Source organism: Robertmurraya sp. (assembly GCF_036676585.1).
In the GTDB taxonomy this organism is placed as follows: Bacteria; Bacillota; Bacilli; order Bacillales; family Cytobacillaceae; genus Robertmurraya_A.
This window is the reverse complement of record NZ_JAKFCQ010000211.1, coordinates 1-23479: the sequence shown is the minus strand read 5'-3', so window position 1 is coordinate 23479 and position 23479 is coordinate 1. Positions and strand designations below refer to the sequence as shown.

Sequence of the window (23479 nt, the reverse complement as noted above, 5' to 3'; positions counted from 1 at the left end):
GAGATTTCCCATAGCGCAAGCTAGTAAGATCCCTGAAAGATGATCAGGTTGATAGGTCAGAGGTGGAAGCGCGGCGACGTGTGGAGCTGACTGATACTAATCGATCGAGGACTTAACCAAATTAAGATAAAAGGTATTTCTTCTTCTTCAAAATATTATCTAGTTTTGAGAGAATGGTTAAAAATTTCTCTTGAAAAATTGCGGAAAACTATTATAATAAAATAGTGTCGCATAAATAGTCTGGTGGCGATAGCGAAAAGGTCACACCCGTTCCCATACCGAACACGGAAGTTAAGCTTTTCAGCGCCGATGGTAGTTGAGGGTTTCCCTCTGTGAGAGTAGGACGTCGCCAGGCGGTAACATTTATACTTTAATTATTCCACAGTAGCTCAGTTGGTAGAGCATTCGGCTGTTAACCGAACGGTCGCAGGTTCGAGTCCTGCCTGTGGAGCCATTAGGAGAGCTGTCCGAGTGGCCGAAGGAGCACGATTGGAAATCGTGTAGGCGGGCAAAACCTGTCTCAAGGGTTCAAATCCCTTGCTCTCCGCCATAATTATTATACTGGCCCCTTGGTCAAGCGGTTAAGACACCGCCCTTTCACGGCGGTAACACGGGTTCGAATCCCGTAGGGGTCACCAAGTTTTTCCACGAAGTGAAAATAACATTCCATTTTGGAGGATTAGCTCAGCTGGGAGAGCACCTGCCTTACAAGCAGGGGGTCGGCGGTTCGATCCCGTCATCCTCCACCAAAACTTTTTTCACGGAAGTGAAAAATAGTTGTCCATATTCACGGAAGTGAAACAATATTATTGTCGCGGGGTGGAGCAGTCTGGTAGCTCGTCGGGCTCATAACCCGAAGGTCGCAGGTTCAAATCCTGTCCCCGCAATTAAGTTACTTCAAGGAAACTTGAAAAACTTTGGTCCCGTGGTGTAGCGGTTAACATGCCTGCCTGTCACGCAGGAGATCGCCGGTTCGATCCCGGTCGGGACCGCCATTAATAATTGGCTCAGTAGCTCAGTCGGTAGAGCAAAGGACTGAAAATCCTTGTGTCGGCGGTTCGATTCCGTCCTGAGCCACCACTATTCATGAACAATCTCGTTGTATCTGAATATATTAAATTCATATGGAGGGGTAGCGAAGTGGCTAAACGCGGCGGACTGTAAATCCGCTCCCTTGGGTTCGGCGGTTCGAATCCGTCCCCCTCCACCATTTTAGGGGTATAGTTTAAAGGTAGAACGAAGGTCTCCAAAACCTTTGGTGTGGGTTCGATTCCTACTACCCCTGCCAACTTTTAATTATGGCGGTTGTGGCGAAGTGGTTAACGCATCGGATTGTGGTTCCGACATTCGTGGGTTCGATTCCCATCAGTCGCCCCATTATATATAAAATTATTTATTGGGCTATAGCCAAGCGGTAAGGCAACGGACTTTGACTCCGTCATGCGTTGGTTCGAATCCAGCTAGCCCAGCCATTTGCGGAAGTAGTTCAGTGGTAGAATACAACCTTGCCAAGGTTGGGGTCGCGGGTTCGAATCCCGTCTTCCGCTCCAAGTTTTGGCGGCATAGCCAAGTGGTAAGGCAGAGGTCTGCAAAACCTTTACCACCGGTTCGAATCCGGTTGCCGCCTCCAATTTTTCAACTATGAATACAATATATTTAACTAAGATACGCCGGGGTGGCGGAACTGGCAGACGCACAGGACTTAAAATCCTGCGGTAGGTGACTACCGTACCGGTTCGATTCCGGTCCTCGGCACCAAGGATTTTTACGAAAGTAAAATATCCAATGCTTTTTGCAAAGCAAAATAGCTGTTCTTACAATTGAATTATGCCGGTGTGGCGGAATTGGCAGACGCGCACGACTCAAAATCGTGTTCCTCTGGAGTGTCGGTTCGACCCCGACCACCGGTATCTAAAAAGATAAAATCCTCACAAATCTTGTTGTAAATAAGATTTGTGAGGATTTTTTTGTTTAAAACATCCCGTTTTCATTAGGGGAATCCTCTGGTATAGGTTGACCTATATCCCACATTTCAACGATGCGGCTATTATGGAAACGAAAAATATGTACAACAGCTCCTCCATGATCATCTGGATTCTGCCTTACATGGGAGTGAACTGCCACTGTATCCCCTTCTTGAATAGCAAGTTTGACTTCTAGTATCTTGTTGGGGTTCTGAGCTGCATTCTCTGCCATCGCGAGCTTAAGTGAATCTACATCGCCTCGGAAATAGGGATTGTGGTGACAAAAGTCAGGTTCTATGTATCTCTCATATGCTTCACGGACTTTCCCAGAGGCTACGAGCTGGAGAAAAGATATTGCCTTTTCTTTAAGTGAGTGGGTTGGTATAGATTGCTGTTCCATACTCAAATTCAAACATCCTTTCTGTTTGGAATTAATAGAATTTTAAGGGATATATAAGTTTAAGTCAATTTGGGATTATATTGCAAACATAAAAAGCTCTTACCAACCGGTAAGAGCTCATTTTATGTATTAGAGGTTTCTTCGATAGGAAAGGAAAGGGTAATTCTTGTGCCTTTCATCGGTTTGCTATTCACATGCACAGTGCCTCTCATGCTTTCGACGATACGATATACGACCATCATTCCTAAACCAGTCCCCTTGTTGCCTTTTAATGAAAAGAACGGCTCACCTAATCTTGCGACTTGTTCTGATGTCATACCAATACCAGTGTCTGTAATACTTAGGTGGACACCATTCTCATCCTCTTTCGTGAACAAAAATAATATACCCCCAGACTTCATAGCATCGATACCATTTTTCGAGATATTCAGCAGTATTTGCTGGAATTTATGTGGATCACCAGTTATCGGGTGGTTATGTAAAAAAGCTGTTTCGATCGTTATTCCTTGTTTGTTTGCAAGTGGACGAATGATTTCAACACACTTTTGAATCTCTTGCTCCAATTCGAGTGGCAATTCCACTTCAGGATGTGGTCTGGCAAAGGTTAGATATTCATTAATAATCTCCGATGCACGATCTGCTTCGGCAATAGCAAGAGAAGTATAGGTTTTACAATCCTCAGGCGTATCCGAATGTTCATGTACTAATTGTAAAAATCCTCTCACAACCGTTAATGGATTTCGTACTTCATGACTAATACTAGCAGCTAAATGGCTGACCGTTTCCATTTTTTCAAACTTAATCGATTCCATTTGCAAAAGATGAAAGGTTCGAAGTACTTCACACAAGTAACAAACAAAAAATGTAGAAGCTGTTAGGACCATTACATAGATGAAATAAGAAAAGGTCTGATCAAAATCAAATAAAATAGATGGAATTAAAAACCCTATCACTGAATATAAAAAAGATAGAAAAGTAAAAAGAAGTAGTCGGTTATAAAGAGGCTTTTTTAATAAATTTGGATACATATAAATCATAACAACTGTGTAGATAACTGCAAGAATAGTGGTAACCAAAATACCGTTTCCACCAAAGGGGAGTCGGATTAGGATCATTACGCTTGCCAAACCTAATATAACGGGTCTGCCACCGTAGATACATCCAAGTAGAAAAGGGATGAAGCGCAAGTCATAAACAAAGCCTTCATCAACTTTAACAGACAAAAGAATACTAACAATCATTAAGAGGGAAGACATAAGGAAGAGGTGCAGCTTGCCAAATCGATAGGTATATATATTGTGTTTGGCTAGGATTAATAAGTTGAGTAGCAAAATGGATAGAAGAATAAACAATAAATTAATCAGTAGACCTTGAAAAAGCTCACTCATCCCTGTGCCCCTCCTAGCGTGATATATGCTATTTCTTATTTTATGAGAATGTACATTTTTTAACAAGAACAATAGGGAAAAATACACTTTGAAAAAAAGTTCGACAAAATACTTGATTTTTTTCAGGAATCTTTGTATTATATAAAAGTACCAAATATGAATCACATATTTGCGGGTGTAGTTTAATGGTAAAACCTCAGCCTTCCAAGCTGATGTCGTGAGTTCGATTCTCATCACCCGCTCCATACATATAAGCAACGCAGTATGCCGTTTATAAAAACGATGTACTGCGTTTTTTAATTCCCCCGTTCTTATAGTAAACAGGGGATTTTGATAATCTAAAACTATTTTTGATTTAGTATACTTTCCTCTAAAACCTCATTTTTATCTCCGTATACCTTTGTAATATGAGATTCTCCCCATGCACACAGCGAATCCAAAATCGATTGAAGACTTTTTCCATACTCACTGAGTTCATATTCCACTTTAGGAGGAACCTGATTGTAACTAATTCGGTTGATGACTCCATCTTCCTCTAACTCACGTAATTGCTGTGTTAACATTTTTTGAGTAATATTTGGCATTAATCGCTTTAGTTCATTTGTTCGCTTTTTTCCATGTGTAAGGTGGCATAGAATGACGCATTTCCATTTCCCCCCAATCACCTCTAATGTGGCTTCAACACCTATGTTGTACCTCTTTTTCTCCACTTTTTATTCTCCTTTCTATAGGCACTAAAAAGTACCTACCTTACTAAAAGGTATCTATATCACTTAAAAGTGCGTTCTTCCCTAATTGAACTCTATGAATCATAATAACATTTGTTGATGAAATACACCAAGGAATCATTCAACGGAAATAAATAGGAGGAAAACAAATGAATATAGATAGAAAGAGAAGTATATTTGCTTTATTAGCTTTAGCAATTAGTGCTTTTGCGATTGGGACAACCGAATTTATTAGTGTTGGGTTGCTTCCTCTCATTGCAAAGGATTTACAAATATCTGTTACAATGGCTGGCCTAACAGTCTCTTTATATGCACTAGGAGTCACGGTAGGTGCCCCAATTTTAACTTCGATTACTTCGAGTATGTCGAAAAAGAAGCTACTACTTTGGATTATGCTGGTTTTTATAATCGGGAATAGTCTAGCAGCTTCAGCAACATCAATAGGTGTTTTACTTGCAGCAAGAGTATTATCAGCATTTTCCCATGGTGTATTTATGTCAATTGGCTCTACGATTGCAGCGAGCCTAGTTCCAGAAAACCGTCGTGCTAGTGCTATTTCTATTATGTTTACAGGGCTAACGGTTGCAACAATTACCGGAGTTCCTATCGGCACCTTTATTGGTCAACAGGTCGGTTGGCGATCAGCATTTGTTGCTATTGTTATTGTCGGAATAATAGCCTTAATTGCAAATAGCATCCTCGTTCCGGCCGAACTACCCAAAGGGAACAAAACAACATTCCGTGAACAGTTAAACTTAGTAAGAAATGGACGTTTGTTACTAATGTTCATTGTTACGGCATTAGGATATGGAGGGACATTCGTAGTATTTACGTATTTAACTCCATTGCTTCAAAGTATTACAGGTATTAAAGAGGAATTAGTTGCTGTCGTTTTACTCGTATATGGCATTGCCATTGCACTTGGAAATGTCATAGGTGGTCGACTAGCAAATCATAAGCCGCTCAAGTCTTTATTTTATATGTTTCTTATTCAGGCAGTGATTCTCCTCATATTAAGCTTTACTGCACCGTTCAAAGTGGTGGGTATACTAACAATTTTATTCATGGGGCTCTTTGCCTTTATGAACGTTCCCGGCCTTCAAGTATATGTCGTAATGCTTGCAGAACGCTTCGTCCCTGGGGCAGTAGATGTTGCATCAGCTATAAACATTGCTGCTTTTAATGCAGGGATAGCCGTTGGTTCTTATGTTGGCGGAATAATAACCGAACAGATGGGATTGATTCATACCGCATGGATTGGTTCGTTAATGGTATTTGGAGCTGTCATTTTAACAGGTGTAAGCCTAATTCTTGAAAAAAAAGATCTAATGGAGGGCTAATAGATGATTAATAAACATTTACAAGAAACGACTACTTTAAATAATGGGGTAAACATGCCTTGGTTTGGACTTGGTGTTTTTAAAGTAGAAGACGGGCCAGAATTGGTTCATGCAATAAAAACAGCTATACGTCATGGGTATAGAAGTATTGATACAGCTTCGATTTATGGAAATGAAGCTGGTGTTGGAGAGGGCATCCGAGAAGGAATGAAAGAAGGAGGGATCACTAGAGAGGATTTATTTATTACCTCAAAAGTATGGAATTCGGATTTAGGCTATGAATCTACTATTTTGGCGTATGAAGAAAGTTTAAAGAAACTAGGTTTAGAATACTTGGATTTATACTTGATTCATTGGCCGGTGGAAGGAAAATATAAAGAGGCTTGGAGGGCACTTGAAACAATTTATAATGAAGGCAAAGTAAAAGCAATTGGAGTAAGTAATTTTCAAATTCACCATTTAGAAGAGTTACTGAACGTTGCTAGTGTTATTCCTGTGATTAATCAAGTCGAATACCACCCTCGATTAACGCAAGTGGAGCTAAAAGCATTTTGCCAGCAGCATCATATTCAACTTGAAGCCTGGTCTCCATTAATGCAAGGAGAGTTGTTAGACCACCCTGTTCTAAAGGAAATTGCAAAAACATATGGGAAGACCGTTGCACAAGTTATCTTGAAGTGGGATCTTCAAAACGGTGTTGTGACGATTCCAAAATCAACAAAAACACATCGAATCATTGAAAATGCGTCACTATTTGATTTTGTTCTTTCAGAAGAAGATATGAAGAGGATCAATGAATTAAATCAAAATAAAAGAGTCGGTCCAGACCCTGATAATTTTGACTTCTAAAAGACAGCTCCCCTGTTAATCACAGGGGAGTAAAATTACTGTTTAATTACCAATCACTCGACATTCCCCAACCCCACCATGAATTTGTGTAAACATGTTCATAACGGATTGTGTCAAAAGTTGTCCTTCATCTACTGTTATAGAAGGACGTAAATAAATCAGGTGTAGTGCATCTCTAGTTGCTTCCGTGACAGCAGATCTGACAGAATCAACATAAGGACTGCCAAACCCGCCTTTTTCATCGGAGGAAATGATTAACTGATGAAGGGAATTACTACGCCCATTAAGACCCTCGTATACTTCTTCTTCCGTTCCCATTCTAATGATAATGTCTCCACTAAGCTGACTAAGGTCATAGATACCTAAAGGAATCTCATACTTTAATGAGAGGAAGTTATTTAAATCTGTGGCACTGTTAATACTTTGTATGTAATTTTGTTTTTTGACACGTCTGTATAAAGCTTCAGCTGAATGACGATAGCGATTAGGGTCCTTACCGGTTTTCTTGAAAATAGACCTCCATTCACTAATTCCCTTAAGGTCAGATAGTTGCTTTTCTTCTAAGTCGAAAAATAATGATTCTTGAAAAAGCTGTAGTCTACCTTTAAGCATTTGTGGGGAGGATCCAACCTCAATGTCTTTATAAGTTATGACGCCGATTTTAAAACCTGGGACAAGTGACATAAGCTCAGGAGAAATCGTTATTTCCAAACTTTCCACCTCCAAAAAGTGTTTAAAATAGTTTATCATAGAATGCAGTGATTTCGTATTTGTAAGTATGGAATGAGGTGAATGACGCTTGAATTATCATCAATTAAAAATAGATATCATTGAATATAGCAAAACGATCGGAATTGATAAAATTGGATTTGCATCAGCATCGACGTTCTCTGAGTTAAGAAACCGCCTTGTAAGGCAACAAGAGTTAGAGTATCAGTCGGGTTTTGAAGAGCCAGATATTAATAAAAGAGTCGATCCATCTCTACTTTTACCAGAGGCTGCTTCCATAATCTCTATTGCACTTGCCTATCCATCTAAAATGAAGACGAGAGTGGAAAGCAAAAAAGGAGAGAGAAGAGGCATATTCTGTCGAGCTTCTTGGGGATCGGATTATCATACAGTACTTCGTGATCGGTTAAAAAAACTCGAGGACTACATCCAATCGAGAGTTCCAGAAGCCCTTGTAAAATCAATGGTGGATACGGGAGAGCTTGCTGATAGAGCCGTAGCAGAACGTGCAGGGATTGGCTGGAGTGGGAAGAATTGTGCTATTATTACTCCAGAGTTTGGCTCCTACGTATACTTAGGGGAAATGATTACGAATCTCCCGCTTGAACCAGATCAGCCGATTGAAAATGGGTGTGGAGATTGCAATAAATGTGTAGATGCTTGTCCAACAGGAGCACTTGTCCAAGGAGGGCAACTAAATTCGCACAAATGCATTGCCTTTTTAACACAAACGAAAGGGTTTCTGCCAGACGAGTTTCGAGGAAAGATTGGAAATAGATTATACGGTTGTGACACATGTCAAACGGTCTGTCCTGAAAATAAAGGAAAGGATTTTCATTTTCATGAAGAAATGGAACCTGATCCAGAGATTACAAAACCCCTTTTACGCCCTTTACTTTTCATGAGTAATCGGGAATTCAAAGAAAAATTCGGACATGTATCGGGATCTTGGCGTGGGAAAAAGCCGATTCAACGAAATGCCATCATCGCACTTGCTCATTATAAGGATGAGACAGCTGTTGAGGATTTAATCCAAGTCATGAAAAAGGATCCAAGACCAGTGTTAAGAGGAACAGCTGCTTGGGCACTAGGGAAAATTGGTGGAACAACAGCAGTGGATGCACTAGTCACTGCAAAGCAAAAAGAAGAGGACCAAGAGGTTCTTGACGAAATAAATAAAGGATTATCATTCATTCAGTGAGAGTACTTCGTTACTCTCATTTTTTTTTCAACTTCTTCATATGTTGTACTTGAAGGGAGTGAAAAAGGTGAGAAAACAGCTTCAAGTGTTACTCGAGAAAAGGGTCAAGCAATGTGTAACCAAAACACGAGATATTAACGAGGAATGTGAGAAAATAAAGATGAAGAAACAAGGGCTAGCAGAGAGAGAAGGAGAAATTGTTAAAGCCAAAGCTAGCGGCAAAATAAAGAACATAGAGCATGTAGCAAACATCGCTCACGTTTATTACCAGGTTCACTTTCAGTACCTGATTAACCATAAAGGAACATTATATATAGAGGAAGAAATAGAGGAAAGAAAAGCAGAGTTTTATAAAGGAACATTGGTTGATGATGAGGAACTCTCCCCAGATTTTACTGTAGAAAAAGCAGAAACAAGTATTAATGAGGTATTTGATGAACGACTGAGCTTTGAATACGACCGTTTAAATGCTGTGAAATATGCGGAAACATGGTGGAACAGTTATAATCCGCGCTTTAGTAAGTTTACGAACGACTGTACGAACTATATATCCCAATGTCTTCGCGCTGGAGGGGCACCGATGACGGGGTATCCTAACCGATCAAAGGGCTGGTGGATGCAAAATAATAGTTGGACGTATAGCTGGACAGTTGCCCACTCTTTCCGGTGGTATTTGCCGAATGCTAGGCTAGGATTGCGGGCAGTTGAAGTGAATCGACCAGAAGAATTGAAGTTAGGTGATATTATTTGTTATGACTTCGAGGGGGATGGGAGATTTAATCATACGACGATTGTAACAGCAAAGGATGCAGACGGAATGCCGCTCGTAAACGCACATACAACGAATAGTAGAAAAAGATATTGGGCGTATAAAGATTCAACGGCATATACACCAAATATCAAATATATCTTTTTGCAAATTAATGACGATGTATGAGCTTTGGCTCTGAGTAAAGAGTAATGGTATAATATCCTCTGACAGTTAACTATAGAGGTGACACCATGCCAAACCATATCGTACTATTTCAACCACAAATCCCTTCTAATACAGGGAACATCGCTCGTACATGTGCTGCAACAGATACAACACTACATTTGATTCGACCGCTTGGTTTTTCAACAGACGATAAACAATTAAAGCGTGCGGGATTAGATTATTGGGATGCGGTAACAATCCATTACTATGATTCATTAGAAGAATTTTATGAAAAGAATGCAGGCGGGGAATTTTTCTACTTAACGAAATTTGGAAAGAAAAACTATACATCCTTTGATTATAGTGATTCAGAAAAAGAATATTATTTCATCTTCGGTCGTGAAACAACTGGATTGCCACAAGAGGTGAGAGAGAAAAACCTTGATCGAGCGTTAAGAATTCCTATGAATGATGAGCATGTACGTTCATTGAATTTATCAAACACGGCAGCTATTTTAGTGTATGAGGCATTAAGACAGCAAAACTATCTACACCTAACATAAAGGGACCGTTCTATTATAGAACGGCCTTTTTAAAAGGAGGAAAACAAGTGAATACAGTCATTGAAACGATATTAAATCATCGGTCAATCAGGAGCTTTGAGGACAAGCCATTAACTCGTGAACAGATTGAGATCATCGTTGAAAGTGCTCAGGCAGCATCTACTTCTAGTTACATACAGGCATACAGCATCATTGGTGTAACCGATCGTGAGAAAAAGAAAAAGTTAGCAGAGCTTGCAGGAAATCAAACCTATGTGGAGGAAAATGGACATTTTTTTGTTTTCTGTGCGGACTTATACCGTCATGAATACATTGGAAAAATGGAAGGAAAGGATGTAATTGCTTCCATTGAAAGCACAGAAAAATTTATGGTAGCTCTGATTGATGCATCATTAGCTGCTCAAAATGCAAGTTTAGCAGCAGAATCTTTAGGTCTAGGAATTTGTTATATTGGCGGCATAAGAAATAATCTAGAAGAAGTAGGAAGATTACTGAATATACCTGAGCGGGTGATTCCGTTATTTGGTTTAGCAATCGGTTATCCTAAAAAAGTAACAGATAAGAAACCACGGTTGCCACTTTCACATGTGTATCATGAAGAGCAATACAATATCGCAAATTATGAACAGGAACTCACAAGCTATAATAACGTAATTTCTAGCTACTATAAGGAAAGAACGGGTGGAAAGCGTACTGACACGTGGACTGGGCAAATGGCCAATATGCTTGAGAAGAAATCAAGAATGTATATGAAGAATTATGTAGAAGGGCAAAAATTAAATAAACAATAAGAAAAAAGCTGCCATAGAAATCGGCAGCTTTTTCTTACTTATTTACACCTGGCTTATCATCGTATCCTGCAGTAAAAATTGCAGCTAGAAATGCAACCATAACACCTAAAATAAGAAGCAATCCCATGTATGTAGCCTCCTCTGCAAAAGATTACGTTTACATATAGGCTTATTATAGCCTATTTCAAACATAGTGTGAATAATTGAAGAGATATTTTTTAGCCAAGTTCCTAAAGAGTTTCTAAAAAAGGACAATATTACTCTCCCTCATTAGGCATGTTCATTTGTACGGGTGCATAGATTATATTAATCGTCTCTGATCATTCAAACAGGGGAGGTCCATATGGATATCTTAAAAAAGATCGAATTGTTTAGACAAGAAGAGGAAAAGTTAAAGTGGGAAGGTACATTTGCAGAGTATTTAGAAATTGTGAAGGAAAGTCCATGGGTAGCACAGTCGGCACATTCTCGCGTTTATAATATGATCAAAGATGCTGGAATTGAAAAAGACGGGACGAGTAAAAAATATGAATTTTTCAGTAACCAGTTATTTGGTTTAGAGGAGTCGTTAGAGAGATTAGTCGAGGAATATTTTCACCCGTCTGCCAAACGTTTAGATGTTAGAAAGAGAATTCTTTTGCTTATGGGACCAGTTAGTGGAGGGAAATCCACTTTAGTTACAATGCTAAAGCGTGGATTAGAGGCATATTCGCATTCAGAACGAGGCGCTGTTTTTGCGATTAAAGGCTGTCCGATGCACGAAGATCCATTACATCTCATTCCGCACCATTTAAGAAAAGATTTTTACGATGAATATGGTATTCGAATTGAAGGGAATTTGTCTCCTTTAAATACGATGAGAGTGGAACAGGAGTATGGCGGAAGAATTGAGGATGTCATTGTTGAGCGTATTTTCTTCTCTGAAGATAAGCGTGTGGGGATTGGAACATTCAGTCCATCCGATCCAAAATCACAGGATATTGCTGATTTAACAGGTAGTATCGACTTTTCAACCATTGCTGAATATGGATCAGAATCTGATCCGAGAGCTTATCGATTTGATGGAGAATTAAATAAAGCCAATCGAGGAATGATGGAGTTCCAGGAGATGTTAAAATGTGATGAGAAATTCTTATGGCACTTACTTTCTCTCACACAAGAAGGGAATTTCAAAGCCGGTCGCTTTGCACTCATTTCAGCAGATGAGTTAATTGTGGCTCATACGAATGAAACGGAGTATCGCTCGTTTATTTCAAATAAGAAAAACGAAGCATTACACTCACGTATTATCGTTATGCCTGTTCCATATAACTTAAAAGTAAGTCAGGAAGAGAAAATTTACGCAAAAATGATTGGTGAAAGTGATGTATCACATGTTCACATAGCCCCACATACTTTACGAGTTGCTGCCATGTTCACCATCCTAACTCGATTAAAGGAACCGAAAAAAGGTGACATTGATTTAGTGAAGAAAATGCGTCTTTACGATGGAGAGAATGTCGAAGGCTTCTCAAGCGCTGATGTAGATGAGTTGAAGAAGGAATATGCGGATGAGGGAATGAGTGGAATTGACCCTCGTTACGTAATCAATCGTATTTCTTCTACAATTATTAGAAAAGAAATGTCTTCTATTAATGCACTAGATGTTCTTCGTTCTTTAAAAGAGGGCTTAGATCAACATGCATCAATTACTCCAGAGTTAAAAGAGAAGTATTTAAATTATATTTCGCTTGCTCGTAAGGAGTATGATGACATTGCGAAAAAAGAAGTCCAAAAAGCATTTGTATACTCGTATGAAGAGTCTGCAAAAACGCTTATGGACAATTACTTGGATAATGTAGAGGCATACTGTAATAAGGCGAAGCTCCGCGATATACTAACTGGTGAAGAAATCAATCCGGATGAGAAACTTATGCGTTCCATTGAAGAGCAGATTGGTATTTCTGAAAATGCGAAAAAAGCATTTCGAGAAGAAATCTTAATTCGTATCTCAGCCTATGCAAGAAAGGGCAAGCGTTTTGACTACAATTCTCACGATCGTCTACGTGAAGCGATTCAGAAGAAGCTGTTTGCTGACTTAAAGGATGTTGTGAAAATTACAACCTCCACAAAGACACCAGATGAGCAACAGCTGAAAAAGGTTAATGAAGTAGTAGCAAGATTAATTGATGAGCACGGCTATAATTCTACCTCTGCAAACGAACTGCTTCGTTATGTTGGTAGCCTGTTAAACCGATAATAAAAGGAGGGCTGGCTAGAGTGCCAGTCCTTTTTTATGTTTACCGCTTGTCCATCTCGGGTAAAGAGTATCGAGGTGATAATCATGAAAACAAATCAAAAGGCCAAAAACGTTGTTGCTCAGAACAGTTCCATGGCTGAGGATATGAAAGAAATGAAGAACCTTGGAAAAGAAATAGAACAAATGAAAACGAATGAAGAGCTTAAAAAAGAGAATAAAATTCCGGATCCACAGCAGGAAACGAAATTAGACCAAACGAACGAAACAAAAGAAAAGATAGAAAAAGTAAAAAGTAAGCATCGTTTATTAGATGCAAAATTTTAAAGCATGCGGCTGATTCGCATGCTTTTTTCACATTTTGTACATTGACTACATCAATTATATTTTATAAAATTAAATTGTTCAAAATTAAAATTACACCAATAATTATGAGGTGAAGCATGAATTTTCTATTAGAAAAGCCTTATTCAGAAGATGAAGATTTTCAACAAATCATTCATGGGAAAAAGAGTTTAGTTGTTTTTGTCCGTCATCCTGGCTGACCTGTATGCAGAGAATTTCTCACGCAGTTGCGTGAGCATTATAGCCAATTGACTTCAAAAGGTGCACATGTAATTGTTATTACACCGTCAGGCAGAGCCTTGCTCGAACCGTTTATTGATGCATTCGGTCCGTTTCAATTTGATATATATGGTGACCCTACGAGATCGCTGTATAAAAGCATGGGACATGAGTCCATGCAGAAGTGGAAGCTTCTAATGAAAGCTGGGAAAGCTTTTGTAACAGGTGGATCTAAAGCGTTTATTCCCGATGAAGAAAATCAAAAGAAAGTCGTAAAAGAAGCATTAAAAACGCAGGACATCTATATTCAGGGAGGATCTTGGATTTTTAATGAAAACGGAGAAGTAGTATGGAAACATATAGATTCCTCTCCAGAAGACCATGCGTCAATTGATAGAATCCTTCAAGAACTATTGAGCTAGTTAAAAGACTAGCTCTTTTCTTTTCCTAATTAAAGACAAACATATTTTCTTTTCCAAAATAATATTAATATTAGTAAGTTTTACCATTAGGGAGTCAGGAGAGTTAATCATATAATCCGTCAGATCATCTTACAGTGAATTTTTAGGATGATGAGCGCCTCTAATGTACTTGAATAGCAATAAATAGGCTTGTCCATCACTATGGGCAAATGTCTCATTGTCAAAATTATTTGTAAATTATTGCGTCCTCTTGCATATGATAGAGTAATCAACGTTTCCCACTCAATTTTACACTCGGGATATTGTATGAGCGTTTTGTGAAAATGGTGACAAAAAATTAGGAGGGTTAAAACTATGGCAGATGTAAATAACCATCAATTTGTGATTTCGCAAGAAGACTGGTCCCTCCACCGAAAAGGCTATGACGACCAACAGAGGCATCAGGAGAAGGTTCAGGAAGCGATCCGTAACAATTTACCAGACCTAGTATCAGAGGAAAATATTGTTATGTCGAATGGTCGAGAAGTGGTGAAAATCCCGATCCGCTCACTGGATGAATACAAAATTCGTTATAATTATGATAAAAACAAACATGTAGGCCAAGGAGATGGAGAAAGCCAAATTGGTGATGTCGTAGCGAGAGATGGATCCGCAAATCAAAAGGGACCTGGAAAAGGGCAAGGAGCAGGAGATCAGGCGGGAGAAGACTATTTTGAAGCAGAAGTGTCTTTAATGGACATTGAGGAAGCACTGTTTAAGGAGTTGGAACTGCCTAATTTAAAAAAGAAGGAAAAGTCCGAAAACGTTGTAGAGGATATTGAATTTAATGATATCCGAAAAACGGGTTTGATGGGGAACATTGATAAGAAAAGAACGATGATGACCGCTTATAAGCGAAATGCAATGACAGGCAAGGCCAGCTTTCATCCTATTTATAGAGAAGATTTGAAATTTAAAACTTGGAATGAGATTATTAAGCCAGATTCCAAGGCAGTTGTGCTAGCAATGATGGATACAAGTGGTTCAATGGGTCTTTGGGAAAAGTATATGGCTCGAAGCTTTTTCTTCTGGATGACAAGATTTTTACGAACAAAGTACGAAACAGTAGAAATCGAGTTTATTGCTCATCATACCGAGGCAAAGGTTGTTTCTGAAGAGGACTTCTTTTCTAAAGGAGAAAGCGGAGGAACGATTTGTTCATCTGCTTACCGTAAATCATTAGAACTTATTGAAACAAAATACGATCCTGCAAAATTTAATATCTATCCATTCCATTTCTCAGATGGAGATAACTTAACCTCTGATAACGCACGTTGTGTGAAGTTGGTAGAGGAATTAATGAAAGTGTCCAATATGTTTGGATACGGAGAAGTAAATCAATATAACCGCCACTCGACCCTAATGTCCGCGTATAAAAACATCAAACATGAAGACTTCAGATACTATATCCTCAAACAGAAATCCGATGTGTTCCATGCAATGAAAAGCTTCTTCAAGAAAGAAGAAAATAAACAATTTGCTTAAAACCAGCCATGAGGCTGGTTTTTTATTTAGCGACAAATACTAAAAATGGGTATTCGTATAAGCTATTTCCATTTGAACAAAATATCAAAGGAGGTTGTTCATTAGATTTTATTTTAGATAGAAAGAAGGGATCCTTATTAAGTACGAGCAATTAGCCAAAGACATTATTGAAAATGTTGGAGGAAAAGAAAATGTTAATAGTGTAGTGCATTGTATTACACGATTGCGCTTTAAGCTAAAAGACGAGGGGAAAGCAAATACCGATGCGTTAAAGAATATGGAAGGCGTCATAACCGTGATGAAAAGCGGTGGGCAGTATCAAGTGGTCATTGGAAACCATGTGCCCGATGTATATAAAACGGTTGTTGAGATAGGAGGGTTCCAAAATCAATCTCCTGTGGAAGAAGATGGGGGAGGAGAAAAAGGGGGGGTATTTGCCCGTTTCATTGATATAATCGCGAGCATCTTTACACCAATCCTTGGAGTGTTAGCTGCAACTGGGATGATTAAAGGATTTAATGCTCTTTTTGTTTCTTTCGGATGGATTGACGCTACTTCAGGTACCTATCAAATATTAAATGCAATTGGAGATTCCTTGTTTTATTACTTCCCTATCTTTTTAGGATACACGGCAATTAAGAAGTTTGGTGGAAGCACATTTATTGGGATGGCTATTGGTGCCTCGTTAGTTTATCCGACTTTAACTACCCTTACAGGGGGAGAGCCATTATTTACTTTATTTACAGGATCAATGTTTCAATCACCTGTTTTTATTACCTTCCTTGGTGTTCCTGTTATATTAATGAGTTATGCTTCCTCTGTTATTCCGATTATATTAGCGGCATGGTTTGGTTCAATGGTCGAGAAAGGGTTAAGAAAGGTTATTCCAGATGTAGTAAAAGCATTCCTAGTTCCATTCTTTACATTATTAATTGTTGTTCCAATCACATTTATCGTAATTGGACCAGTCGCTACTTGGGCAGGGAATTTATTAGGACAGGCTACTTTATTTATCTATAATTTAAGTCCAATCCTTGCTGGTATTTTTGTAGGTGGCTTATGGCAAGTATTTGTTATTTTTGGGCTTCACTGGGGACTTGTTCCTATCGCTATTAACAATCTGACTACACTGGGTTCAGACCCAGTACTAGCAACTACCTTTGCCGCTTCCTTTGCCCAAATTGGAGCAGTTTTAGGTGTATGGTTAAAAACAAAACAGCAAAAGTTAAAATCTTTAAGTATTCCCGCCTTTATTTCAGGTATATTCGGCGTAACGGAACCAGCTATTTATGGTATCACCTTGCCTTTGAAGAAACCTTTCATTATTAGCTGTATCGCAGCTGCCGTTGGTGGAGGAATCATAGGAGCAACTGGTGTTAAGCTTTATATGATTGGTGGTTTGGGCATCTTTGGGATTCCATCTCACATTAATCCTGAGGGTGGAGCCGCCATTGCTATTTGGGGATTAATTATCTCTATTGTTGTTGCCTTTGCGCTAGGTTTTATCTTAACTTATTTATTTGGCTTAGGAAAAGGGCAAGATTCGGATAGTAGAAATTCAACATCTAATCAAAATAATGCACAAACAGGTACTTCGCAACAAGCGTTATCTCAAACGGAACATGTGAAGATTTTTAGTCCACTTAATGGAGAAGTGCTGCCGCTTTCTAACATAAAAGATGCAGCCTTTGCTTCTGGAGCTCTTGGAGATGGTGTGGCAATTGAACCATCAGAAGGAAGGTTAGTTGCCCCGGTTTCCGGAAGAGTAACGGCCTTATTCCCTACCAATCACGCTATTGGTATTACTACAGATGAAGGAGTAGAACTATTGATTCATATTGGCATGGATACCGTTGAACTTGGAGGGAAATATTTCACATCTCATGTATCAATGGATTCCCATGTGGAAAAAGGGCAACTATTAATTGAGTTTGATATTCAAAGTATTAAAGCAGAGGGCTTAAGTGTGACTACACCTATAGTAGTAACTAACCATGCGGGGTTCACGTTAGTGAAAAACAATCAAACACAAATCAAATCAGAGGATCCATTAATCGAGCTTAACCGTAAGTGATGAAATAATAAATTATTTGAGGTGAATATATTGAATGTAAAGAAAACTAAGTTTCCAGATGGATTTTTATGGGGTGGTGCTGTCGCTGCTAACCAACTAGAAGGGGCATACCAAGCTGATGGAAAAGGACTATCAACAGCTGATGTGTCTCCAAAAGGGATCATGTTCCCACCAGATTTCTCCATGAAGGACTTTAATCTTTATCATGAAGGAATTGACTTTTATCACAAGTATAAGGAAGATATTGCTTTATTTGCTGAAATGGGATTTAAGGCGTTTCGTTTTTCGATTGCTTGGACCCGTATTTTTCCTAATGGGGACGAAACAGAGCCAAATGAAAAAGGGCTTCAATTTTACGATCAGATGATCGACGAATTGTTAAAGTATAATATTGAACCCGTAATAACGATATCACATTATGAGATGCCTCTTAGCCTTGTGAAAAATTATGGTGGATGGAAAAACAGAAAATTAATTGGGTTTTATGAGAATTTCGCTCGAACCTTATTTACCCGTTTTAAAGGTAGAGTAAGGTATTACATGACTTTTAATGAAATCAATGTTCTTTTTCATGCCCCTTTCACTGGTGGAGGATTATTATTTGAAAATGGTGAGAGGAATGAGCAGGATCTTTATCAATCTGCACATCATCAATTTGTGGCAAGTGCATTAGCTGTGAAAATTGGTCACGAGATTGATCCAACTGCTCAAATTGGCTGTATGATTGCTTCTATGCTTACGTACCCATACAGTCCAAAGCCGGAGGATATGTTTGCTGCTTTATCTCAGGATAGAAAAACATTGGTTTTCTCTGATGTACAATCAAGAGGGTATTACCCTACCTATATGATGAATGATCTAGAGGAAAAGGGAATTACTATTCAAATGGAGCAAGGGGACCTTGAACTCCTCCAAGAGAATACAGTAGATTATATCGGATTCAGCTATTACATGTCTTTCGTAGCAAGTACCGCTCCTGAACATCAAAATGAGAAAACAGCAGGTAACTTAATGGCGGGCGTGAAAAATCCATATTTACAATCTTCCGAGTGGGGATGGCAAATTGATCCTGTAGGCCTTCGGACCGTTTGTAACCAATTATATGATCGCTATCAAAAGCCTCTGTTTATTGTTGAGAACGGTCTTGGTGCTGTGGACAGGCTTGAGGAGGATGGGACGGTTAACGATGACTATCGAATTGACTATCTGAAGGCACATATTCAAGAAATGAAAAAAGCAATTGGTGATGGAGTCGAAATTATGGGCTATACCTCTTGGGGGCCAATTGATTTAGTTAGTGCGTCAACAGCAGAGCTGAAAAAACGTTATGGATTTATTTATGTCGACCGAGACAGCGAAGGAAAGGGCTCAAACAAACGATATAAAAAGAAAAGCTTTGATTGGTATAAAAAAGTTATTGATAGCAATGGAGAAGACTTATAGACGAAAAAGAAAGGAAAGCTCGTTAACAGGAGCTTTCCTTTTGACATTATTTCACTAAACCTAATGATTTCAAACCATTAAAAATACCTGACTTGTCAACACCTGTTGTAACATGCTTCGCGTATGAAAAAAGCTCCGGATTTCCACTTCCCATAGCAAAACCTTCACCTACATTCGAGAGCATTTCTTTATCATTCATCCCATCTCCAAATGCAATTGCCTGTTCTTTTTGAAAGCCAAGATGTTCAATCACAGCATTGACAGCTACTCCTTTGTTTACATGGTCACGGATGACATCGTAACAGGTGGTGAAACCTGGAACATTCACCTTTGCATAGTGTATGCCTTCAATTGAATGATAAGGTACATCGCCATCTTCGTCAGATGTAATGATTGTAATTCCGAGTACTTCTTTTTGAATGGATTGATGATAATGGTCGTTCTTTCTCAAATGAAAGGCTTTTTGAAAATCCTTTACTCTCTTAGCTTCTTGGTCAAGGAAATAGTTCTTATTATGAGTGTAAATAACAAGATCATGTTCATATTTTTCAGCAATACGTAAAAAGGAATTCACATCTTCTATTTGCATATTTTCTTTAAAGATTTCTTTGCCTTTGTAAAATGCATAGGCACCATTATAGGCTATGTATGATTGGATGTTTAATTCTTCACCAAGATCAGTTATTTCATGAAGTGGCCTTCCTGTTGCTAGAATCACTTCAATGTCTTGATCCTTCAACTGGCAGATGGCCTTCTTTGTTGAATCCTCAATGGAGTCATCTGGTCGTAAAATAGTTCCGTCAATGTCTAGAAAAACAACTCTGTATTCCGTCATTTAGTAAGCTCCTTATGATTAGACTTCTTCATGTTTTGAGTATCTTACATTATAGCAAAGTACCGCGTCAAAGGGGAAAAAGAACAAAATAATTAATCATGCTCGACAAAAATCATCAAAAACCAACAAGATCATCCGATATAAATAGTAAGTCTTGTTTGACTTTTAGGAGGAACAGCTTATGCCTTATCACTTAATTCTCGATGGAGTAATGGTAGTAGCATATTTTTTTATTGCAGCCCAATTAAGTAAAAACATTCTTACACTAAATTCTCCGATTCCTCAAAAAATGATTGCTGGTGGGTTGGCAGGTGCATTTTCTCTCCTCCTATGGATGTTTGTACCTGGAGCGCAGGAAGTGGACTTATCTTTCTATCATCTACCTATTCTTATCATTGGATTATTCGGTGGAGGAGTAGCATTAATCGGTGCGATGACCATTGTTTTTTGGGGATTGTCTGTAAAATTAGGAGGGGCAATTATCGTTGAGCCCTCAGTCTATTTTTTAGTAGGAATGTGGTTCTTACTTTCTATTCTTAATAGAAAGATTGATAATATATGGAACAGGTGGGTTTATTCCATTACATTAGTAACCATTTTAAGCTACTTCTTCGATTATTATAGATATGCAAATCAGGATTCAACACCCTTTTGGGCTTTTGCCATGCTAAGTGCATTAACAGGTACTTTTACCATGTACTTAATCTTACATGTGCATCGATCAAGAGTTGCATATACTGAGCTTGAGAGGAAGAATCAAAAACTTTCCGAACAGCATGATGAAATCCTACTTAAACAGAGTGAACTTTCACTAACAAAACAAAAATTTCAAACCGTAGTAGAAAGTGTTAGAGAGGTTATTTTCCAAACGAATCGGGAGGGAAAGATTGTTTTCCTAAATGCTGCATGGGAGGAGTTAACCTTATATAAGGTTGAGGATAGTTTAAACAAACACTATCTTTATTATGTTGTTCCAGAGGAAAGAACAAGGAACAGCAAAAAAATCAGTAAGTTGATAGATGAAAAACAAGCGCGGACACGTTTAGAAATTAAATTTTACACCAAAAAGCATGACGTACTTTGGATGGAGCTGAACATTTCATTTTCCTATGACAGTGATGGGAACTTATTAGGTACATTTGGAACAATGACAGATATTACAGAACGCCATAAATCAGAACAAATACTGAGCAAAACTCTAAAGGAATTAGAAGATATTAAATTTGCTATGGATGAATCTGTTGTTGTAATGGTTACCGATCCAACGGGAGTTATCTTAATGGTTAATGATTTATTTTGTAGCATTTCAGGTTATACAAAGGAAGAGCTTATAGGAAAACCACAGCAGCTTCTAAACTCTGGTTATCATCAACAGAGTTTTTATAAAACGATGTGGGAAACGGTGAACAGAAAAGAAGTTTGGCGTGGAGAGTTATGCAATAAATCAAAATATGGAAGTTATTATTGGGTTGATTCCGTAATTGTTCCTCTATTGAGTGAGGAAGGAGAAGTCCACCAATTTGTCACGATACAAAGTAATATAACGAAGCGTAAGTTGGCGGAACAGAAACTGGTTGAGGCCAATGACTTATTGCTAAAGCTATCTTCTGTTGATGGATTGACAGGGATAAATAATCGTCGTTCATTTGATGAGCGCCTTGCTTTTGAGTGGGATAAAGGATGTAGGGCACAAACATCATCTCCGTTGTCTGCCATTTTATTAGATGTTGACCACTTTAAGCTTTTTAATGATCATTACGGTCATCAACAAGGGGATGACTGCTTGAAAAAGGTTGCCAGGTTGATGGTTCGTGAATTGCCACGGACAACGGACTTTGGTGCAAGATATGGCGGAGAAGAATTTGTTATATTACTTCCCGATACTGGATTATTAGAGGCAACCACTATTGCTGAAGAGATTAGAAAAGGAATTCTCTCTTTACAAATCGAGCATGAAAAATCTAAGGTGTCTCCAATGATTACTGCTAGTCTGGGTGTTGCATCCATCATACCTTCAGAAGACGCTTCGGCAAAACAACTGTTAGAGTATGCCGATAAAGCACTTTATATTGCCAAGAGAAATGGCAGGAACCGAGTAGAGTCTTATAAAGATGAAGAAATACGCACGGTTGACGTTAGTGAAAGAATAATGGAAGCGGTCATAGTAAAAGACCCAGTCCAGGAATATATCAATTTATTGCATTCAAAGGATACTCACACTTGGGAGCATTCTAATCGTGTGGCTCATTATGCTATTTTACTTGCTAAAGAGCTAGGTGTCAGTGAGAAGGAACGGGAAAAGCTCTATTTAACAGCCTTGCTCCATGATATAGGTAAATTAGATATTCCGCAGAGTATTCTTAGGAAGGCTAGTCGACTAACAGAAGAGGAATATACTATTATTAAACAGCATCCCATCTTAGGTGTAGAAAAATTGCAAAGACATGGAGATTTCCCATTTAAAAAAGAAATATTAGAGGGTGTCCTTTATCATCATGAGAGATGGAATGGCTCTGGTTATCCCCATAGACTAAAAGAAAAGGAAATTCCATTGAACGCTCGTTTATTAGGAATCGTTGACTCTTTCTCGGCTATGACAGAAGAACGAGTGTATAAAAAAGGGGTTCCAACTGAAAAAGCACTATTTGAAATTCACAGCCAGATGAATTCACTGTATGACCCAGAGCTTGTTCATGCGTTTTTAAGAGCAATGAAAACAAGTATCCCAGAACAACAAGTAAGGAAAATGTCCGGTTAAATCAAAGCCCTCGTACCATTACGAGGGCTTCAGACTTTAGACAAACTCAATGAATTTTGAGTCTAACTAAAGTCTATTTTCATTTGGATAAAGTTAACGGTACTGGTAGATTTCCACTCCGGTTGGACGCTTTCCGCGGGCGGGGCCGAGCCGCTTCCCTCGCTATGCTCAGTCCAGGGTCTCGACTGTCCCGCTTTTCCCGCAGGAGTCGCCAACCTCCGCTCCAATCTAATAAAGTTTAGTTCATTAATTATTAAATCTAGAGATTACCTACTATGATGATGAGAAATCAATTTAACGAACACGAACAATTAGAAATGTTAGCCATAGACCAGTTAGTCCAGAAGATCGTATAGTACGAAAACTGGAATCTTCTATCGATTTTTCGTTCATCTATTCACTGTTTAAAGATCTCTACTCAGACCTCGGTCGCTCGAATGTTGATCCTGTTGTTTTGTTTAACATGGTCTTTATCCAATACATATTCGTTATACGTTCTATACGTCAAACCATCAAAGAGATTGAAACAAACGTGGGTTATAGTTGGTTTTTAGGAGTTGAATTCTACATAGAATTTCCTCACTGCTCTACCTTTGGCGATGCTTACTTTTACTTCCGTGAATTTGAAGAAGTTGGCTACTTGGATTTGGCAAGGTGCTTGACGATGACTCTAAATGTCATTTCATAATTTTTAAGTCAAGTTTTAAGAGTATACCTGCTGATTGGAGCGGAGGGTGCTTGACTCCTGGGGGAT

Annotated in this window: 18 protein-coding genes, 16 tRNA genes, 2 rRNA genes and 1 pseudogene; 32 read left to right on the top strand and 5 right to left on the bottom strand. The window is 38.7% G+C overall.

What is annotated here, in order from left to right; genetic code table 11:
* The 17 genes from ACGLXV_RS25090 to ACGLXV_RS25010 form a co-directional block, all read left to right on the top strand.
* Window positions 1-120: ribosomal RNA gene (locus tag ACGLXV_RS25090) — 23S ribosomal RNA — on the top strand; the annotation flags it as partial.
* 119 nt (window positions 121-239) lie between these two features.
* A 5S ribosomal RNA gene (gene rrf / locus ACGLXV_RS25085) occupies window positions 240-355 on the top strand.
* A gap of 23 nt (window positions 356-378) precedes the next feature.
* Window positions 379-454 (top strand) — tRNA-Asn (locus tag ACGLXV_RS25080).
* A 3-nt stretch (window positions 455-457) separates the two neighbouring features.
* Window positions 458-550, top strand: a tRNA-Ser gene (locus ACGLXV_RS25075).
* A 13-nt stretch (window positions 551-563) separates the two neighbouring features.
* Window positions 564-638: transfer RNA gene (locus ACGLXV_RS25070), tRNA-Glu, on the top strand.
* 35 nt (window positions 639-673) lie between these two features.
* Window positions 674-749 (top strand) — tRNA-Val (locus ACGLXV_RS25065).
* A 64-nt stretch (window positions 750-813) separates the two neighbouring features.
* Window positions 814-887, top strand: a tRNA-Met gene (locus tag ACGLXV_RS25060).
* A 32-nt stretch (window positions 888-919) separates the two neighbouring features.
* A tRNA-Asp gene (locus ACGLXV_RS25055) sits at window positions 920-995 on the top strand.
* Window positions 996-1004: 9 nt separating this feature from the next.
* Window positions 1005-1080: transfer RNA gene (locus ACGLXV_RS25050), tRNA-Phe, on the top strand.
* 46 nt (window positions 1081-1126) lie between these two features.
* Window positions 1127-1210 (top strand) — tRNA-Tyr (locus tag ACGLXV_RS25045).
* 4 nt (window positions 1211-1214) lie between these two features.
* Window positions 1215-1288: transfer RNA gene (locus ACGLXV_RS25040), tRNA-Trp, on the top strand.
* Between the two features lie 13 nt (window positions 1289-1301).
* Window positions 1302-1377 (top strand) — tRNA-His (locus ACGLXV_RS25035).
* Between the two features lie 20 nt (window positions 1378-1397).
* Window positions 1398-1472: transfer RNA gene (locus tag ACGLXV_RS25030), tRNA-Gln, on the top strand.
* 3 nt (window positions 1473-1475) lie between these two features.
* Window positions 1476-1550 (top strand) — tRNA-Gly (locus ACGLXV_RS25025).
* Between the two features lie 6 nt (window positions 1551-1556).
* Window positions 1557-1630, top strand: a tRNA-Cys gene (locus ACGLXV_RS25020).
* 39 nt (window positions 1631-1669) lie between these two features.
* Window positions 1670-1758: transfer RNA gene (locus ACGLXV_RS25015), tRNA-Leu, on the top strand.
* Window positions 1759-1829: 71 nt separating this feature from the next.
* Window positions 1830-1910 (top strand) — tRNA-Leu (locus tag ACGLXV_RS25010).
* A gap of 61 nt (window positions 1911-1971) precedes the next feature.
* Here ACGLXV_RS25010 and ACGLXV_RS25005 read toward each other — a convergent pair.
* Both ACGLXV_RS25005 and ACGLXV_RS25000 read right to left on the bottom strand, forming a co-directional pair.
* Entirely contained in the window at window positions 1972-2364 is a 393-nt protein-coding gene (locus ACGLXV_RS25005; RefSeq protein ID WP_391560779.1) for a nuclear transport factor 2 family protein, read from the bottom strand.
* 122 nt (window positions 2365-2486) lie between these two features.
* Window positions 2487-3752, bottom strand: a complete 1266-nt coding sequence (locus ACGLXV_RS25000) for an ATP-binding protein (protein WP_391560775.1) — start codon at window positions 3750-3752, stop codon at window positions 2487-2489.
* A gap of 171 nt (window positions 3753-3923) precedes the next feature.
* On the opposite strand from ACGLXV_RS25000, the gene ACGLXV_RS24995 reads away from it, so the two are divergent.
* Window positions 3924-3997, top strand: a tRNA-Gly gene (locus ACGLXV_RS24995).
* 99 nt (window positions 3998-4096) lie between these two features.
* Here ACGLXV_RS24995 and ACGLXV_RS24990 read toward each other — a convergent pair.
* Window positions 4097-4462 (bottom strand): winged helix-turn-helix transcriptional regulator, encoded by a 366-nt coding sequence (locus ACGLXV_RS24990; RefSeq protein WP_391560774.1) that lies wholly within the window; start codon window positions 4460-4462, stop codon window positions 4097-4099.
* A 167-nt stretch (window positions 4463-4629) separates the two neighbouring features.
* On the opposite strand from ACGLXV_RS24990, the gene ACGLXV_RS24985 reads away from it, so the two are divergent.
* Together ACGLXV_RS24985 and ACGLXV_RS24980 are read left to right on the top strand one after the other, a co-directional pair.
* On the top strand, window positions 4630-5820 hold the full coding sequence (locus ACGLXV_RS24985; protein WP_391560773.1) for an MFS transporter: 1191 nt from the start codon (window positions 4630-4632) through the stop codon (window positions 5818-5820).
* Window positions 5821-5826: 6 nt separating this feature from the next.
* The gene (locus ACGLXV_RS24980) at window positions 5827-6669 is read left to right on the top strand and encodes an aldo/keto reductase (RefSeq protein WP_391560778.1); all 843 of its coding nucleotides are present in this window, start codon (window positions 5827-5829) and stop codon (window positions 6667-6669) included.
* A 42-nt stretch (window positions 6670-6711) separates the two neighbouring features.
* On the opposite strand, the gene ACGLXV_RS24975 is transcribed toward ACGLXV_RS24980, so the two are convergent.
* A complete protein-coding gene (locus tag ACGLXV_RS24975) occupies window positions 6712-7380 on the bottom strand; it encodes a B3/B4 domain-containing protein (protein ID WP_391560772.1) in 669 nt (222 codons plus the stop codon).
* Between the two features lie 88 nt (window positions 7381-7468).
* On the opposite strand from ACGLXV_RS24975, the gene queG reads away from it, so the two are divergent.
* The 10 genes from queG to bglH all read left to right on the top strand — a co-directional run bounded on the left by queG (window position 7469) and on the right by bglH (window position 19132).
* Window positions 7469-8599, top strand: coding sequence for a tRNA epoxyqueuosine(34) reductase QueG (queG, locus tag ACGLXV_RS24970; protein ID WP_391560771.1), 1131 nt, complete (start codon window positions 7469-7471; stop codon window positions 8597-8599).
* 67 nt (window positions 8600-8666) lie between these two features.
* Window positions 8667-9536 carry an amidase domain-containing protein gene (locus ACGLXV_RS24965; protein ID WP_391560770.1) on the top strand — a complete coding sequence of 290 codons (870 nt, stop codon included), beginning with the start codon at window positions 8667-8669 and terminating at the stop codon, window positions 9534-9536.
* Between the two features lie 65 nt (window positions 9537-9601).
* Window positions 9602-10078 (top strand): tRNA (uridine(34)/cytosine(34)/5-carboxymethylaminomethyluridine(34)-2'-O)-methyltransferase TrmL, encoded by a 477-nt coding sequence (gene trmL, locus ACGLXV_RS24960; protein WP_119707053.1) that lies wholly within the window; start codon window positions 9602-9604, stop codon window positions 10076-10078.
* 47 nt (window positions 10079-10125) lie between these two features.
* Window positions 10126-10869 carry an oxygen-insensitive NADPH nitroreductase gene (gene nfsA, locus ACGLXV_RS24955; RefSeq protein WP_391560769.1) on the top strand — a complete coding sequence of 248 codons (744 nt, stop codon included), beginning with the start codon at window positions 10126-10128 and terminating at the stop codon, window positions 10867-10869.
* A 343-nt stretch (window positions 10870-11212) separates the two neighbouring features.
* Window positions 11213-13108: a PrkA family serine protein kinase gene (locus ACGLXV_RS24950; RefSeq protein ID WP_391560768.1), complete on the top strand. Its 1896-nt coding sequence runs from the start codon at window positions 11213-11215 to the stop codon at window positions 13106-13108.
* An 84-nt stretch (window positions 13109-13192) separates the two neighbouring features.
* Complete coding sequence (locus tag ACGLXV_RS24945; RefSeq protein WP_391560767.1) at window positions 13193-13432, top strand: hypothetical protein; 240 nt, start codon at window positions 13193-13195, stop codon at window positions 13430-13432.
* 245 nt (window positions 13433-13677) lie between these two features.
* The gene (locus ACGLXV_RS24940) at window positions 13678-14091 is read left to right on the top strand and encodes a peroxiredoxin-like family protein (protein WP_391560766.1); all 414 of its coding nucleotides are present in this window, start codon (window positions 13678-13680) and stop codon (window positions 14089-14091) included.
* A 354-nt stretch (window positions 14092-14445) separates the two neighbouring features.
* On the top strand, window positions 14446-15615 hold the full coding sequence (gene yhbH / locus ACGLXV_RS24935; protein ID WP_119707057.1) for a sporulation protein YhbH: 1170 nt from the start codon (window positions 14446-14448) through the stop codon (window positions 15613-15615).
* A 136-nt stretch (window positions 15616-15751) separates the two neighbouring features.
* Window positions 15752-17689: a beta-glucoside-specific PTS transporter subunit IIABC gene (locus ACGLXV_RS24930; RefSeq protein WP_391560777.1), complete on the top strand. Its 1938-nt coding sequence runs from the start codon at window positions 15752-15754 to the stop codon at window positions 17687-17689.
* A gap of 27 nt (window positions 17690-17716) precedes the next feature.
* The gene (gene bglH / locus ACGLXV_RS24925; RefSeq protein WP_391560776.1) at window positions 17717-19132 is read left to right on the top strand and encodes an aryl-phospho-beta-d-glucosidase; all 1416 of its coding nucleotides are present in this window, start codon (window positions 17717-17719) and stop codon (window positions 19130-19132) included.
* Between the two features lie 46 nt (window positions 19133-19178).
* On the opposite strand, the gene ACGLXV_RS24920 is transcribed toward bglH, so the two are convergent.
* Window positions 19179-19967 (bottom strand): HAD family hydrolase, encoded by a 789-nt coding sequence (locus ACGLXV_RS24920; protein WP_391560765.1) that lies wholly within the window; start codon window positions 19965-19967, stop codon window positions 19179-19181.
* A 181-nt stretch (window positions 19968-20148) separates the two neighbouring features.
* Between ACGLXV_RS24920 and ACGLXV_RS24915 the strand changes: the two genes are divergently transcribed.
* Both ACGLXV_RS24915 and ACGLXV_RS24910 read left to right on the top strand, forming a co-directional pair.
* On the top strand, window positions 20149-22725 hold the full coding sequence (locus ACGLXV_RS24915; protein WP_391560764.1) for a diguanylate cyclase: 2577 nt from the start codon (window positions 20149-20151) through the stop codon (window positions 22723-22725).
* 275 nt (window positions 22726-23000) lie between these two features.
* A pseudogene (locus ACGLXV_RS24910) lies at window positions 23001-23332 on the top strand (transposase); the annotation flags it as partial.
* Between the last annotated feature and the right edge of the window lie 147 nt (window positions 23333-23479).

Coding starts and splice junctions, on each gene's coding strand:
- ACGLXV_RS25005 (WP_391560779.1), bottom strand. CDS start 2,364: ATGGAACAGCAATCTATACCAACCCACTCACTTAAAGAAAAGGCAATA.
- ACGLXV_RS25000 (WP_391560775.1), bottom strand. CDS start 3,752: ATGAGTGAGCTTTTTCAAGGTCTACTGATTAATTTATTGTTTATTCTT.
- ACGLXV_RS24985 (WP_391560773.1), top strand. CDS start 4,630: ATGAATATAGATAGAAAGAGAAGTATATTTGCTTTATTAGCTTTAGCA.
- trmL (WP_119707053.1), top strand. CDS start 9,602: ATGCCAAACCATATCGTACTATTTCAACCACAAATCCCTTCTAATACA.
- ACGLXV_RS24950 (WP_391560768.1), top strand. CDS start 11,213: ATGGATATCTTAAAAAAGATCGAATTGTTTAGACAAGAAGAGGAAAAG.
- ACGLXV_RS24945 (WP_391560767.1), top strand. CDS start 13,193: ATGAAAACAAATCAAAAGGCCAAAAACGTTGTTGCTCAGAACAGTTCC.
- yhbH (WP_119707057.1), top strand. CDS start 14,446: ATGGCAGATGTAAATAACCATCAATTTGTGATTTCGCAAGAAGACTGG.
- ACGLXV_RS24920 (WP_391560765.1), bottom strand. CDS start 19,967: ATGACGGAATACAGAGTTGTTTTTCTAGACATTGACGGAACTATTTTA.
- ACGLXV_RS24915 (WP_391560764.1), top strand. CDS start 20,149: ATGCCTTATCACTTAATTCTCGATGGAGTAATGGTAGTAGCATATTTT.